At 66.8% G+C, this 14,118-nt stretch carries 15 protein-coding genes; 8 read left to right on the plus strand and 7 right to left on the minus strand.

What is annotated here, in order from left to right:
- Positions 1-3: 3 nt before the first annotated feature.
- A complete protein-coding gene (locus tag ACZ9CK_RS16890; RefSeq protein ID WP_476050539.1) occupies positions 4-405 on the minus strand; it encodes a YchJ family protein in 402 nt (133 codons plus the stop codon).
- 169 nt (positions 406-574) lie between these two features.
- Here ACZ9CK_RS16890 and ACZ9CK_RS16895 point away from each other — a divergent pair, with 169 nt between their 5' ends.
- Complete coding sequence (locus ACZ9CK_RS16895; RefSeq protein WP_426300537.1) at positions 575-1,201, plus strand: hypothetical protein; 627 nt, start codon at positions 575-577, stop codon at positions 1,199-1,201.
- 61 nt (positions 1,202-1,262) lie between these two features.
- Here the strand turns inward: ACZ9CK_RS16895 and ACZ9CK_RS16900 are convergent, their stop codons facing one another.
- Positions 1,263-1,760, minus strand: a complete 498-nt coding sequence (locus tag ACZ9CK_RS16900) for a flavin reductase family protein (protein WP_426300539.1) — start codon at positions 1,758-1,760, stop codon at positions 1,263-1,265.
- A 258-nt stretch (positions 1,761-2,018) separates the two neighbouring features.
- Between ACZ9CK_RS16900 and ACZ9CK_RS16905 the strand changes: the two genes are divergently transcribed.
- Positions 2,019-3,053, plus strand: coding sequence for an aldo/keto reductase (locus tag ACZ9CK_RS16905; protein ID WP_476050540.1), 1,035 nt, complete (start codon positions 2,019-2,021; stop codon positions 3,051-3,053).
- Positions 3,054-3,114: 61 nt separating this feature from the next.
- A complete protein-coding gene (locus ACZ9CK_RS16910) occupies positions 3,115-3,495 on the plus strand; it encodes an RNA-binding S4 domain-containing protein (protein ID WP_426300543.1) in 381 nt (126 codons plus the stop codon).
- Here ACZ9CK_RS16910 and ACZ9CK_RS16915 read toward each other — a convergent pair.
- A complete protein-coding gene (locus ACZ9CK_RS16915; RefSeq protein ID WP_476050541.1) occupies positions 3,492-4,475 on the minus strand; it encodes an SMP-30/gluconolactonase/LRE family protein in 984 nt (327 codons plus the stop codon). The genes ACZ9CK_RS16910 and ACZ9CK_RS16915 overlap by 4 nt on opposite strands.
- A 123-nt stretch (positions 4,476-4,598) precedes the next feature.
- Positions 4,599-6,548: a glycoside hydrolase family 3 N-terminal domain-containing protein gene (locus ACZ9CK_RS16920; RefSeq protein WP_476050542.1), complete on the minus strand. Its 1,950-nt coding sequence runs from the start codon at positions 6,546-6,548 to the stop codon at positions 4,599-4,601.
- A 188-nt stretch (positions 6,549-6,736) separates the two neighbouring features.
- Here ACZ9CK_RS16920 and ACZ9CK_RS16925 point away from each other — a divergent pair, with 188 nt between their 5' ends.
- Positions 6,737-7,354, plus strand: a complete 618-nt coding sequence (locus ACZ9CK_RS16925; protein WP_426300549.1) for a uracil-DNA glycosylase family protein — start codon at positions 6,737-6,739, stop codon at positions 7,352-7,354.
- 28 nt (positions 7,355-7,382) lie between these two features.
- Here ACZ9CK_RS16925 and ACZ9CK_RS16930 read toward each other — a convergent pair whose 3' ends face one another.
- Both ACZ9CK_RS16930 and ACZ9CK_RS16935 read right to left on the minus strand, forming a co-directional pair.
- Positions 7,383-7,844: a DUF3817 domain-containing protein gene (locus tag ACZ9CK_RS16930; protein WP_476050543.1), complete on the minus strand. Its 462-nt coding sequence runs from the start codon at positions 7,842-7,844 to the stop codon at positions 7,383-7,385.
- Between the two features lie 57 nt (positions 7,845-7,901).
- Entirely contained in the window at positions 7,902-8,579 is a 678-nt protein-coding gene (locus ACZ9CK_RS16935) for a nucleoside/nucleotide kinase family protein (RefSeq protein WP_476050544.1), read from the minus strand.
- A gap of 279 nt (positions 8,580-8,858) precedes the next feature.
- On the opposite strand from ACZ9CK_RS16935, the gene ACZ9CK_RS16940 reads away from it, so the two are divergent.
- A complete protein-coding gene (locus tag ACZ9CK_RS16940) occupies positions 8,859-9,707 on the plus strand; it encodes a hypothetical protein (RefSeq protein ID WP_476050545.1) in 849 nt (282 codons plus the stop codon).
- A 38-nt stretch (positions 9,708-9,745) separates the two neighbouring features.
- Here the strand turns inward: ACZ9CK_RS16940 and ACZ9CK_RS16945 are convergent, their stop codons facing one another.
- Positions 9,746-10,351, minus strand: coding sequence for a hypothetical protein (locus ACZ9CK_RS16945; protein ID WP_476050546.1), 606 nt, complete (start codon positions 10,349-10,351; stop codon positions 9,746-9,748).
- 274 nt (positions 10,352-10,625) lie between these two features.
- Between ACZ9CK_RS16945 and ACZ9CK_RS16950 the strand changes: the two genes are divergently transcribed.
- The 3 genes from ACZ9CK_RS16950 (at position 10,626) to aspA (ending at position 13,997) form a co-directional block, all read left to right on the plus strand.
- On the plus strand, positions 10,626-11,396 hold the full coding sequence (locus ACZ9CK_RS16950) for a FadR/GntR family transcriptional regulator (protein WP_476050547.1): 771 nt from the start codon (positions 10,626-10,628) through the stop codon (positions 11,394-11,396).
- Positions 11,397-11,464: 68 nt separating this feature from the next.
- Positions 11,465-12,511: an asparaginase gene (locus tag ACZ9CK_RS16955; RefSeq protein ID WP_476050548.1), complete on the plus strand. Its 1,047-nt coding sequence runs from the start codon at positions 11,465-11,467 to the stop codon at positions 12,509-12,511.
- A 76-nt stretch (positions 12,512-12,587) separates the two neighbouring features.
- Entirely contained in the window at positions 12,588-13,997 is a 1,410-nt protein-coding gene (gene aspA / locus ACZ9CK_RS16960; RefSeq protein ID WP_426300565.1) for an aspartate ammonia-lyase, read from the plus strand.
- Positions 13,998-14,118: the final 121 nt, after the last annotated feature.

The raw sequence follows: 14,118 nt of genomic DNA on the forward strand, positions 1-14,118 counted from the left end.
CGCTTAGACCGTTCCGTCGAGGTAGTACCAGCGGCGGTCCACCCGCAGGAAGCGGCTCTTTTCGCGCTGGACTCCGCGTTCGCCGTCGTGCGAGTAATGGGCCGCGAACTCGACCGTCCCCTCCGAGTCCAGCGGGCCGCCGCGCGAGGTTCCCATTATGTCCAGGCGGCGCCACTGCGTGTCCGGGTCGAGGTCCAGGGCGGCCGGCCGGGTGTCCGGGTGCCAGGTGCGCAGCAGGTAGCCGGGGTCCAGCACCACGAAGGCGCTGTACCGGGAGCGCATGAGCTGCTCCGCGGTCGGCGCCTCGCCCTCGCCGCTGTGGAACACGCCGCAGCATTGGGCGTACTGCTCGCCGGACAGGCAGGGGCAGGCGCCGTTGCGGAGCCTGGAAAGGTCGAGCGGCATGGATCCTCCCGGACGAGATAACAGCTTCGCTACAACCCGGGGAAGCGCGCGGCCGGCCGGGTGATTCCGGCCGGATTCAATCGTAGGCTAGGTAGCGTGCCCGGCATCCAGCTGCCCGGCACCCGGCAGGATTCACACTGCGGCTCACACTGCGGCGCGGGGAGGTTACGTGGAAGATCCGACAACAATCGCCCTCAACATGACCTTTTTCGGCACCCTTGGCCTGGCTTTCCTGATGTTCCTGGGCCTGGCCCTGTGCATGGTGGTCACCCTGGTACTCGCGGGACTCGCGCGGCTGCTGTCAATCGTTGTTCTCGCGATGGTAGGGATCTTCCCGAAGGACGACGCCGACCCCGTGGTCCACCTTCCGAGCAGCCACACTGGCTCGGCGGAACCGGCGACGGCGGACGCGGACGAGACGCCTGCCGGCAGTGATGGTCCGGACGCCGCTGTTGACGTGCCTGCCGCTCCACGGCCCGGCTTCTTCGAATCGGCCGGACAGTTCGCCGCCGCCGCAGGAACCGCCCTGCGCAGCATCCCGTGGAAGAAGCTGTTCTCGCCGAAGGAATGGCCCACCCCCGGCCAGCTCCGAACGAAGATCACGGAAAGAACCACGGCCGCCGTCGAGAGCCAGGCGAAGCATCACCCCCTGCTGCTCGCCGCGACGCCCGAACCGCCGGTCCTCAATGCCGAGTGGGCTGCCGCCGTCGCCGAAGCCGATGCCCGGGAAGAGGCCCGGCTGGAAGCGCAGCACAAGGGCCAGGCCCGCGAAAAGTCGTCCGCCGGCTCGCGGTGAGCCATGACAACGCGGGGTCAGTTACGGCTCGCGTTGGAAGGCCTCGGTGAGCAGCCCCCGCTCAGGCTGCTTCGGTCAGCCGCCGGAAGGACGCGCCGTGGTAGATCAGGGGCCGGGCGTCGTCGTTGATCTCCGTGGACTTGACCTCCAGCACCACGATCGCGTGGTCGCCGGCCGGCGTCTCGGACACGATCTCGCACTCCAGGGACAGCACCGCGCCGTCAATGGTGACGGCGCCGGCGTCGCTGGTTGAAGTGGCAACACCGGCGAAACGCTCGCCCTTGCGGGAGGACAGCTGCAGGCACACGGCTTCCTGGCCTTCGGCGAGCACCGAGACGCCAAGGCGCGGCGCCCGGCGGAGCTTCGGCCAGGTGGTGGAGGAGTTCTGCACGGCGAACATCACCAGCGGCGGCTCCAGGGAAACGCCAACGGTGAAGCTCGACGCCACCAGAACCTCGGGAACGAAACCGACCATGGCACTGAACGCGGCCACCCCGGAAGGGAATTGCGCAAATGCCTGCTTGATCGAAGCTGTTCCGTCCACTGTCGCCTGGGTCATGCCGTTCGTCCTCTCTCGGTGTTTCTGCGCCTTCCTTTCCAACTAATTCACTGGATCCGGCAGAGGGCAATATTTGTGTAATTGCGTGTCCGTGCGCCCATTCACGCTTCGTCACGATGCCCTTTGCGTTACCCCGGAATACGAAAAGCTAAGAACTCCTACGTTTTACGGGCGATGTTTCGCGCAAATGAGTAGCCTCGTGTCAAGCGATTGTCCACTCCTGCTTTGCAGCGATTTTCTCCACGAAGGGAGCCGTAGATGAGCCTCAGCGAGCTTCGAACCCTGGGGCGCACCGGCGTCCCGATCAGCCCCCTGACCCTGGGCACCCTCAACTTCGGCACCGGCTCCGCGCCCACCGGCCCGGAGGACAGCATCCGGATCATCCGCTCGGCCCTCGACACCGGAATCACCAGCGTGGACACCGCGGACATCTACTCCCAAGGCGAAGCGGAGGCCATCGTGGGCCGCGCGCTGCAGGGCCGCCGGGACGACGTATTCCTGTCCACGAAATTCCACGGCCAAATGGGCTCGAACCCGGCGCACTCCGGAAATTCGCGGCGCTGGATCATGAAGGCCGTGGAGGGCAGCCTGAACCGCCTGCAGACGGACCGGATCGACCTCTACCAGGCGCACCGGCCGGACTACAACACGGACGTCCTGGAAACCATCACCGCCCTGAACGACCTCATCCGGCAGGGCAAAATCCTCTACTACGGCACCTCCGTATTCACGCCGGCCCAGCTGGTGGAGGCGCAGTGGATCGCCAACACCAACCACCTCATCCCGCCCGTTGTGGACCAGGTGCCCTATTCGCTGCTGGTGCGCGCCAACGAACGCGATGTCTTCGCCATCACCCAGCAGTACAACCTCGGGGTGCTCAGCTACGGCCCCCTCGACGGCGGCTGGTTGTCCGGCCGCTACCGGCTCGGCGCCCGCCAGCCGGCCAGCTCCAGAGCCAACGCGCTGCCGGGCCGTTTCGACGTCACGGCGCCCTTCAACCAGGCCAAGCTCCACGCGGCGGACGCCCTGGCCCGCCTGGCCGAGCAGCACGGCCTCAGCCTCATCCAGCTGGCGGTCGGCTTTGCCCTGAACCACCCCTCCGTGAGCAGCGTGATCATCGGCCCGCGCACCGAGGAGCACCTGACGGACTACCTCAAGGCAGCGGACACCGTGCTCAGCGACGCCTTGCTGGACGCGATCGACGACATCGTGGCGCCCGGCAACAACTTCCTGGAGCGCGACGCCGGCACCGTCGTTCCGCACCTGGAGTTCGCCGAGCTGCGCCGGCGCTGAGGTCCTGGGCATTACAGCCAGAGGTGCGTTGCGGGGCAAACGGCTAGACTCGTTCGCAGCCATGAACAGCCTGCCGACTTCCTCCACCACCCGCATCGATGCGTGGCTGTGGGCGATCCGCGCCTACAAGACCCGCTCGGCGGCCACCGCCGCCTGCCGCGCCGGGCACGTGCGGATCAACGGGAACCCGGTGAAGGCCTCACAGACCGTGATCATCGGGGATACCGTGCGCGTCCGGCAGCCCGGCTTCGAGCGGATCCTGGAGGTACGCCAGCTGATCGCGAAGCGGGTGGGCGCCGAGGCGGCCTCGCACTGCTTCACCGACCACACGCCGGAGCGGCCGGCGCCAGCGGCGCTCGGCCTGCCCCAGCGCGACCGGGGCGCGGGACGGCCCACCAAGAAGGACCGCCGCGACATGGAGAAGCTGCGCAGCGGCCGCTAGCGCGACCTCCCCCGCAGCACCACGACGTCGAAGTTCTCCGGTGCCGGGACACCGAACTTCGCATTCACCACCGCCAGTTTCCCGCCAAAGTTGGCGGCCGTCGTCGGGATCTGGAACAGCGGGCTGGTAATGACGTCCTTCACGACGCCGGACGAAAGGTCCCCGGACAGCTTGATACGGCTGATCTGGTTGCTGAAGTTCTGCACAGCCCAGAGCGTCCGGCCGCGGACCAGGATGCCGTCCACATTGGGGACTGCCACGCCGGATACAGCCGCGCTGGCGCCGGTCTGCGAGTCGACCGTGTAGAGGGCCGCGTTGCCCGAGTGCGCCACGATCAACGTCCGCCCGCCGTCCGCCGCCGCGATTCCGTTGAGGTTGAACTGGGCGGCAGTGTTCGACGCAGGGCCGCTGAGCGGGAGCGTCCGGACGGCGCCGAGGCTGCCGTCAGCGCCCACCGGGACAAAGTAGAGCTCGGCAACGTTCGAGTTGGTGAACCAGGCGCCTTCCCGGGTGAGGGCGACGTCATTGATGAAGGACGGCTGCTTGCCGCTCAGCTGGATTGTGGCCTTGGTGGTGGCAGCCTTGGTGTCGTAGACGTAGGCCGTACCGGCGGGGCCGCCGGCGACGAAGAGCAACTCATGGCGCCGGTCGAACTTCATGCCGACAGCCACACGGCCCGCCGGGGCGTCGATGAAGAGGGCGGCCGTGCCTTTGCGGATGTCGCCGCGGAAGATATCCCCGGTGGCAAGGTCGCCCGCGTAGAACACGGTGCCCTTGCCCGCGGCGATGCCTTCTGCCCCGCCGGCACCCGGCAGGACGATGGATTTGGCGGCCTGGGTCTTGTGCGGGGCAGGGGCTTTCGCCGAGGCAACGGGACCGGGAAGAAGGAGGAGGCCTGCTACGGCCAGCAGGGCGACGGCGGCACGACGGAATGCTCTTGCAGTTTTGCGGGTGTTTCCACGCCGGGTGTTTTGACGCATGGGGATGCTCCCTGGGTTATTCCGTGGGAACCCGCCCCCGCCGCGGGACTCTGCACGATGGTAACAGCCAGTTTAGGGAGCACCGGCGGCAGCCGCCAGAGGGCGTGACCGATGCCGGTTGTCCTAGAAAATTGCCGTCATGTTCTGCCAACCGCCACCCACCTGGACCCGGGGAAACCAAAGGCCGTTGCCCCTGCCCGGGTACAGCCACAGCGCCCCGGCAGCATCCCGCGCTAACACATCCGCCGCGCCGTCACCATTGAAATCACCCGGGCTCAATAACGCCGTCATGTTCTGCCAGCCGCCACCCACCTGGACCCGGGGGAACCACAGCCCCCGCCCGTTGCCCGGGTACAGCCACAGCGCCCCGGCAGCATCCCGGGCCAACACATCCGCCGCGCCGTCACCATTGAAATCACCCGGACTCAGCAACGCCGTCATGTTCTGCCAACCACCGCCCACCTGGACACGGGGGAACCATAGCCCCCGCCCGTTGCCCGGGTACAGCCACAGCGCCCCGGCACCATCTCGGGCCAACACATCCGCCGCACCGTCACCGTTGAAATCACCCGGGCTCAACAAAGCCGTCATGTTCTGCCAACCGCCACCCACCTGGACACGGGGAAACCAGGTGCCCTTGCCCATGCCCCCGTACAGCCACAGCGCCCCGGCGGCGTCCCGGGCCAACACATCGCCCGTGCCGTCGCCGTTGAAATCACCCGGGCTCAGCAACGCCGTCATGTTCTGCCAACCACCGCCCACCTGGACTCGGGGCCACCAAGTGCCGTTGCCTTTGCCCGGGTACAGCCACAGCGCCCCGGCAGCGTCCCGGGCCAACACATCGCCCGTGCCGTCGCCGTTGAAGTCGGTCATGTAGCTCGTGGCTCCGTGACCGAAGGCGTTCGGGAGGGCGCCTGCCTTGAGCTGGAGCACCCTCAGTGCTGCCGTATTGACCACCGCGTCGAAGGCAACGCTCGACTGGGCGCGGCTGAGCACGGCACGGTACATGGCGGGAATGCTGGCGGGGTTGGCGCACAACAGCATGGTGCCGCCGGCATTGAAGAAGTTAATGGCGCGGTCCGCCAGGGACCACGGTGCCAGCTGCGCGGCGTTGCACAGGTCGTCGGAGAGGATGACGCCATTGAAGCCAAGGTTCCCGCGCAGCATGGTCTTCATAATGACGGCGGAAAACGGTCCGATGTGGGCGCTGTCTATCTTGTCGTAGTAGGCGCTGGAGACCATGACGATGCCGGTGCCTGCGTTTACGGCGTCCTGGAAGGGTTGCAGGTATGGGTCCGTGATCGTGGTGATTGCGTCATGGACGTTGGTGCTGGTGTCCGGGTTGGCCGTGACCCGGCCCAGCCCCGGGAAGTGCTTGACCGCGGTGACCAGCCCTGCCTGCCTCATCCCTGCGGCAAAGGCCAAGCCGTGGCTGGAGACGGTCGCGGGCGTGTAGCCGTACTCGCGTTCGTAGTAGCCGATGGGGGCATTCAATGGGGCAAAGGCTGCACTGGGCACAGTGTCCAGCACGGGTGCCAGATTCAGGTTCAACCCGGCAGCGGCAAGCTGTCCGCCCCAGGTCCGTGCGTAGCCCTGCAGCGTCGCGGGATCCAGTGTGCCCTGGTACAGGGCCGTCGGGATCGTGGAGAAGCCGGGGCCGCTGAGGACCTGGACGTAGCCGCCTTCCTGGTCGGTTCCCACGAGCAGCTTGACGTTACCCGTCGTAGCGGCAGAGACGCTTTGCGTCATGCTCCGGACGACGGCGGCCGTAGCCGTGGTGCCTGCCGCGCTACGGCCGGAGAGGTAGGCATTGCCCACATGGTAGGTGGAAATGTCGGACAGCGTGGTGGAGGAAGCGCCCGTGGCAGTGGCAGCGACCATGAACAACTGCCCGACCCGCTGTCCCATGGTCATGCGCCGCAGCTGGGCCAAAGGGGACGGGGCCGCCACTGTGCTTGCCGCCGTCGTGCTTGCCAATACCGCGACCGGGGCCGGGGACGCCGCGCCGAAGGCCGCAAGCAAGGCGGCGGCGATTGTTGCGCAAAGAGCCAGTCCGGGAGGGGTTCTTCCCATGGGTCACGCGGCTTTGGGTGGTTCCTGTCCTTCCTGCCCAGCCTACGACGGTGCCGTTGAAGTCGAAAGGGCAACGCGGGGTCCGCCCCAGACGGGCAAAAAATTAGCGGCGACGACACGCGGGTGCGGCGCGTAAAGTGTCAGGAGACGGAGGATTTCTGGGGGCTGGGCTTGCCGAAGGAGAAAACGTGGACATTGACTGGGACGGCAAACGAGCCCTGCTCCGCGAACCGAATATTGCTGCCGTGACGGAGCTCTGCGAGGAGCTAATGGCCCGGAAACCCGGTTCCATGGTCCCGTACATCGACCCCATCCACGACGAGGACGAGTGCCGGATCGTCAGTCTCCAGGTGAGCCCGGGCCGCGGGACAACATCCGGGTTCGTGTCCTTCTTTAACGACGACGACTCCGCCCGCCGTACGCAGGAAATCTACACCGGGGCCGAATTGGATCCGCGTTACGTCATGCCGTGGCACAGTTATCCCTGGGTACGCGACGCCGGCCTGCCCCCCTCGCTGAGCGCACAGGAAAAGCTGGACGGACTCAAGCCGTTCCGGCAGTTCCTGAAGATCAACCGCAGGGTCTCCGCCGTCGTCGCGCATGGAGCGGAGGCCGCGGCCTTTCTCACCCTGTTCGAGAAGACCTACCACTCGGCCCTCAGGGAGCACGGCATCAAGGTCTACAAGGCGAGCGCGCTGGGCGGGCGGGCGTTTGCCCTGTCCGAGGCGAAGCAGCAGGAACTGCTGGAGAAGACCATCGAGACCTATCGCGACGCGATGCAGCGGGCGGGGATCCAGCACCTTTAGTCAGGCCGCGGCGCTCAGGCCGCGCGGCTCAGGCGAACCAGGTGTCCGGCGGGCCCATGAAGAGCAGGAAGCTGAACACCGCGGCCACGCCGGCGAGCGCGATGCCGAGCGCCAGCCACGGTTTGCGCAGCACCCAGGCCTGCACCACTTCGGCGACACCCTCAGGTGACTCGCCGCCCGCGGCCAGCCGCCAGCCGCCGTCGAGCAGTCCGCGGCGGTCCAGGCTCTTTTCCACGGGAACCGTCGCGTAAGGGACGACGGCGGAGGCGATCGCCATCAGGCCCGTCCCGGCGCTCCATTTCTGGTTGATCCAGGTGAAAGCGGCCACGGCGGCGTAACAGAGGAAAACGAAGCCGTGGATACCGCCGCCGATCCGCACGCCCAGCTCCGTGGTTCCGGTGACGTATTTCAGGACCAGCCCGATCAGCAGCAGCGTCCAGGTGACGGCCTCGGCGAAGGCAACGGCTCGGAACAGGGTGCGCGGAGACATGGAGGTCCTCGGGTCGGCGTCGGGAGTCCCCTCCACGGTACCTGCTGCTTCTGAGCCCTAGTTCCACGGCAGGATGCGGTCCGCCCGGTGGCTGTCGGCCTGGATCAGGCGGGCGTTGGCTTCGTCGCTTCCCTTGGCCCAGGCTTCGGCCGCGGCCGGCTCCTTTCCGAACTCGACGTGCCGGTGGATCAAGCGTTCGAGCCGGAGGTCCGCCGGGAGCTCGAGGTACCAGACGGCGTCGAGCTGTCCGCGGACCTTCTGCCAGGCGGGCTCCGGGCTCAGGAGGTAGTTCCCTTCGGTGATGACCAGCGGGATTCCGGCCGGGACCGCGATCGACGCGGCGATGGGTTCTTCGATGTCCCGCGTATACAGCGGCGCGTAGACGACGTCCTCGTCGCGGCGTTTGAGCCTCTGCAGCAGCGAGAGATAGCCGCCGACGTCGAAGGTGTCGATGGCGCCCTTGCGCTGTTTCAATTCGGTGCCGGCGATGACCGCCTCGCCCAGGTGGAAGCCGTCCATCGGGACCACGACGCTGGTTTCCGGTCCGAAGTGTGCGGCGAGGCATTCCGCGAAGGTGGATTTCCCGACGCCGGGCGGGCCGGTGACGCCGAGGATGACCCTCTTGCTTTTTGAGAACCGGTGTTCGAGGTCCCTGAGCGCTGCGGTTATCTCGGGGTGGGCGAAGGCTGCCTCGCTTGTTCCGCTTGCCCCGTGGGCGTTGGTTTCGGTGTGCATCAAGGTTCAGGGTAGGCGGGCCAGGCGTAGCCGTGAAGCCCGTGACATTCTGCTGGATCACTCGCTTCGTCAGCGTCCTCGTGGCCTGCCGTTCCGCGGAACGGAAGCCTGAGCCGCCGGGGTGATCCAGCAGAATGTGCGGCGGCGGAGTTATCCACAGGAGCCCCAAGCGTGACAAGCCAGCCCGGTCCGCCTCGGCCTACACTCCCAACGACATGCCAGGGCCGCAGTATCTGAACTGGCGAACGCGGCAACGAATGATTGGAGCTGGAGCCATTGATGAAACAGACGACCGCTTGGCGACGGCACCGCCCATGGATCTTGCCAATCACCCTCGGCATCGCAGGCTATTTCCTCCCACTGGTTGGGTTGTCCTTGCTCCAACAGACGGTCAAGGGTTGGAGCGAATCCATTGGAGGCGCCCTCACGACCCTCCTCTTGGTTCTGCTGGCTCTCGCTGCACCGGTTGTCTTCGCGGTCTTCGCAATCCGGAATGGTTACCGGTGCTTCCGTGCGTGGCGCCGCGCGAAGGGAAAATACACCAAGAAGGAAGTAAAGACCCTTGAACTGGCCACACAGGCGTCAAACGCGTGGGAAAACGCCCGCGGCCTGAGATCTACCCTTTTGGCCCGCCAGGTACCCCCGGTAATCACGGTTTGGGGAATTGTTCCGAACCACGGGGAAGCGTTTTTCCTGGATGCTCCCGCGGAGTATGCACGCTACTACGGTCAAGACGTAACTTACTGGCAACGCGGAGGCGTATACATCGGCCGCCCTTCGTTTGTTGCCTTGGGCCTGGTGGCAGACTCAGTAAGCAATTCGGCAGCTCGCCGCAATGCCGAGGCGCTGGCACGGGAACAGTGGCGCGAGTGGCAGGTCTCCAGGGTCTTTGTGTCGAATCAACGGATTGTGTGCAGTGCTGGAGGCCGGAATCTCAGCTTCTACTTCAACGCCACAAGCGGCCTATATGCGGACCTCGCGAGCAACACGCTAGTTGTGGAATTTGAATCCGCGGAACCGCTGATGCTCCACGGTATCTACGTTGCACAAATCGCTGTCCTCGCGATCCTCAACACACATGGTGAAAAAGCCCTCATCGACCACCCGGGGCTGGCTCCTTTGAATTGAGCGAAATCGGGACCAGCAACGAGGGACGATCCCGAAGGCTACATCTCCGATGGCGGTGCGGTTCCCCCAACTCCATCCAGCACCCACGCATTCCTGATCTGCGATGCCCCGAACTCCAGCGCCAGCGGTTCGATGTCGATGGGCCCGCTTCGCCTGGTCTTTGGCCGGCCCACTGCAACGTGGGGTGTCCAGTGCGGGGACCTGTAGCCCAGGGCCGGCGAGCTGAGGATGAAGTCGTCGATGTTGTCCACTGCAAGTTCATCGAGCAAGCCGTGAAGGGCCACCACCAAGGAAAGCTGGAAGTCCCGCACCGTCTCCGGAACGTCGACTTCCAGGCCGGCCACCCGGCCGCCGCCCAGGGAAAGTAAGCGTTGTGAGCTGGCCGCGAATCCGTCCAGGACAGGCAGGCCACGCAGCCAGGATGCGGTGCGTTCCAGCGCCTTCTCAGCACTGGTGAACCCCTTGGTCCAGGCGGCCACATCTCCTGCGAAGTCTTCGAGGATTCCCACATGCAGCAGGGTCATATGCAGCCCGCGCGGCCTGCGCAGCGCATCGACGTAGCTGCCCAGCGCCTCATAGTCGGCGGGCCCCTCGCCGAGGCTGAGCAGCGGGACCTCGACGGTAATGCGTGGCGGTGCCTGCATCCGCAACCTCCCTGTTCGCCGGCACCATTCACCGGCCGCTCCACCTCGATTATGCGCCGCGAAAACGGGCCGGCAACATTCTGCTGGATCACCGACCCGCCGGGTTTCCGAAACCCCGCCGTTCCGGGCCCCGGGCCCCGGGCAGCCGGGGTGATCCAGCAGAATGTGCGCTGGCCGGGCAGGGGAACCCGGGAACAGCACACAGGAGTGCCCGAGGAGAACTAAGAAAAACTCCAATTGACAGGCCCTTGTGACCCGTGCCATATTCTTAACCGTGAACCTGTCAGACAGCCGGACAGCAGGACAGGCCGACGGCCGCCTCCCTGCGAAAGGAACGCCGGCGCCAGCAGCACCGGCACCGCGTCCCGCCACTCCCCTTGCCCGCCTCAGCGCGGCCGAGGCGGTCTTCAGCACCATCCGGCAGGACATCGAATCCGGCGCGGTGGAAGTCGGCGCGAAACTCAGCTCCGAAGCCACTCTGGCGGGCCAGTACGGCGTGAGCCGCTCGGTGATCCGCGAGGCCCTCCGCTCCTGCAACGCCCTCGGCCTGACAGTCACCAAGACCGGCAAGGGCACCTTCGTGGTCGCCAACAAAGTGGCCAACGACCTCACGCTGGGCCAGTACTCCGCCCGTGACCTCAACGAAGCGCGCCCGCACATCGAGGTTCCCGCCGCCGGGCTGGCGGCACAGCGCCGCAGCGAGGACGACCTCAAGCAGCTCCGCGGGCTCATGGAGGAGATGCTCGGCGAAAACGATCCCGAGTCCTGGGTCAGCCTGGACGCCGCCTTCCACTCCATCATCGCCCGGGCCAGCGGCAACAAGGTCTTCGAAAGCGTCGTTGCCGACATCCGTGAGGCCCTGGCACACCAGTCCGAAACCCTCAACATGGTGGCTGACCGCCGCCACGCCTCGGACGACGAGCACCTCCGGATCATTGAGGCCATCGACGCCGGCGACGCCAAGGCAGCGGAAGCCGCCATGGCCGCCCACCTCGAGGCTGTCAGCGTCGCCCTGGACAGCATCCTCAACTCCACGCAGGGCTAGCCGGCCCTGCACAGGCCATCGCGCCCAAAACCCTACAGACCATCACGAAACAACTACCTAAGGACGCCATGCCAACCCCGCACCACGTCCCGCTGGCCGAGCAGACCCGCGACGGCCTTGTCGAGAGCGTCCACTACGGCTCGCTCATCGCGCTCGGCCCCGAGGGCACCGGCCCCGGCAACGCCAAAGGCACCAGCACAGGCCCCGGCACAGGCACCGGCACTGACACCAAGGTGACCGCAGGCGATCCCGACGCGCCCATCTACCCGCGTTCCTCCCTGAAGCCGCTGCAGGCCGTGGCGCTGCTGCGCGCCGGCCTCAAACTGGAGCAGGATCTCCTCGCCCTCACCGCGGCGAGCCACTCGGGCGCAGCCATGCACCAGGACGGCGCCCGCCGGATCCTCGAAATGCACGGCTTGAACGAGGAAGCGCTGGCGAACAGCACGGATCTCCCCTACGGTGTCGCGGAACGCGAGGAATGGCTCCGCGCCGGCAACGGCCCCACCCAGCTGGCCCAGAACTGCTCGGGCAAGCACGCCTCGATGGCCGCGGTCTGCACCATCAACGGCTGGCCGGTTGAGGGCTACCTGAACCCGGAGCACCCGCTCCAGGTCCTCGTCCGCGACACCATCACCGAGCTCACGGGCGAAGACGCCGCCGCGGTCAGCACCGACGGCTGCGGCACGCCGCTCTTCGCCCACAGCCTGCGCGGCATGGCCCGCGCGTACGGCCGGCTCGCCTCCGCCAGCCCGGAAAGCCACGAGGGCCAGGTGGCCCACGCCATGCGCGCCTTCCCGGAGATGGTGGCCGGCGAAGGCCGCGACGTCACCGCCATGATGCGCGCGGTGCCGGGCCTGCTGGCGAAGGACGGCTTCGAGGGCCTTCAGCTGATCGGCCTCGCGGACGGGACCGGCGTCGCGATCAAGATTTCCGACGGCGGCGACCGGGCCCGCCTGCCCGTCACCGTCCGGGTCCTCGCCGAACTGGGGGTCGACGCCGATTCCCTGGCGGCGCTGCAGATCCCGCCGGTGCTGGGCGGCGGCAAGCCCGTGGGCGTCCTCCGCGCCGCGGCTTTCCTCCCCGCGGCCGACTTCCAGACCACACCCGCGAGCTGACACGTCGGGGCAGTGTTTCCGAGAAACGTTGCCGCTAACTGCCAACTTGCACACAAAAACAGACCAAAGGAACGCCATGAGCAACGACGATCAACGCTTCCGCTCGGAACACGACCTCCTGGGCGACCGCGATGTCCCGGCCGACGCGTACTGGGGTGTGCACACCCTCCGCGCGATCGAAAACTTCCCCATCACGGGCCAGCGCCTCTCCAGCAACCCGGACCTTGTCCGCGGCCTGGCCGCGGTGAAGCTGGCAGCCGCCCGCACCAACCGGGAACTCGGCCTCCTGGACGCGGAGCGCGCCGGGGCCATCGAGCAGGCCTGCCAGGACATCCTGGACGGCAAGCTCCACGAGCAGTTCATGGTGGACGTGATCCAGGGCGGCGCCGGCACCAGTTCCAACATGAACGCCAACGAGGTGATCGCCAACCGTGCCCTGGAAATCCTGGGCCACCCCAAGGGCGACTACGCCCGCCTGCACCCGAACGACCACGTCAACCTGAGCCAGTCCACCAACGACGTCTACCCCACGGCCGTCAACCTGGCCACGATCTTCTCGGTCCAGGGCCTCCTCAAGGCCCTCGCAATCCTCGAAGAAGCCTTCGCGGAGAAGGGCCGGGAGTTCCGCACCGTCGTCAAGATGGGCCGCACCCAGCTGCAGGATGCCGTGCCCATGACCCTGGGCCAGGAGTTCGGCGGCTACGCCGTGACGATCGGCGAGGACCGCGCCCGCCTGGCCGAATCCCAGCTGCTGGTCCACGAAATCAACCTGGGCGCCACCGCGATCGGCACCGGGCTGAACGCCCCGAAGGGCTACGCCGAGGCAGCCTGCCGGCACTTGGCCGCGATCACCGGACTGCCGCTGGTCACCGCCGTCGACCTCATCGAGGCCACCCAGGACGTCGGAGCCTTCGTGCACCTGTCCGGCGTGCTCAAGCGCGTGGCCGTGAAGCTCTCCAAGATTTGCAACGATCTCCGCCTGCTGTCCTCCGGACCGCGCGCGGGACTGGGCGAAATCAACCTCCCGGCGGTCCAGTCGGGATCGTCCATCATGCCAGGCAAGATCAATCCGGTGATCCCGGAAGTGGTCAGCCAAGTGGCCTACGAGGTCATCGGCAACGACGTCACTGTCACCATGGCGGCCGAGGCGGGCCAGCTGCAGCTGAACGCCTTCGAGCCAATCATCGTCCACAGCATCCACAAGAGCATTTCCCACCTGGAAGCTGCCTGCCACACGCTCACCGAACGGTGCGTGCGTGGCATCACCGCCAACGCCGAACGCCTGCGCCTCACCGTGGAGCAGTCGATCGGCCTGGTCACGGCCCTGAACCCGCACATCGGATACGCCTCCGCCACGGCCATTGCCCAAGAGGCACTGGCCAGCGGGCGCGGCGTCGCCGAGCTGGTGCTGGAGCACGGAATGCTGACCGCAGAGCAGCTGAACGAGCTGCTGCGTCCCGAACGGCTCGCCAACCTGGGCAGCTGACACTCCGCTGCCGCCCTCCCCAGCAGGGGCACGCCCCTGCGACACGAGCGGCAGCGAGCATGACGACGGCGGCCGGCTTTCCGCCGTCGTCCCCTAACCGGAACCTCCCCCGCAGGAAACC

The sequence above is a fragment of the Arthrobacter sp. TE26545 genome, assembly GCF_056279005.1.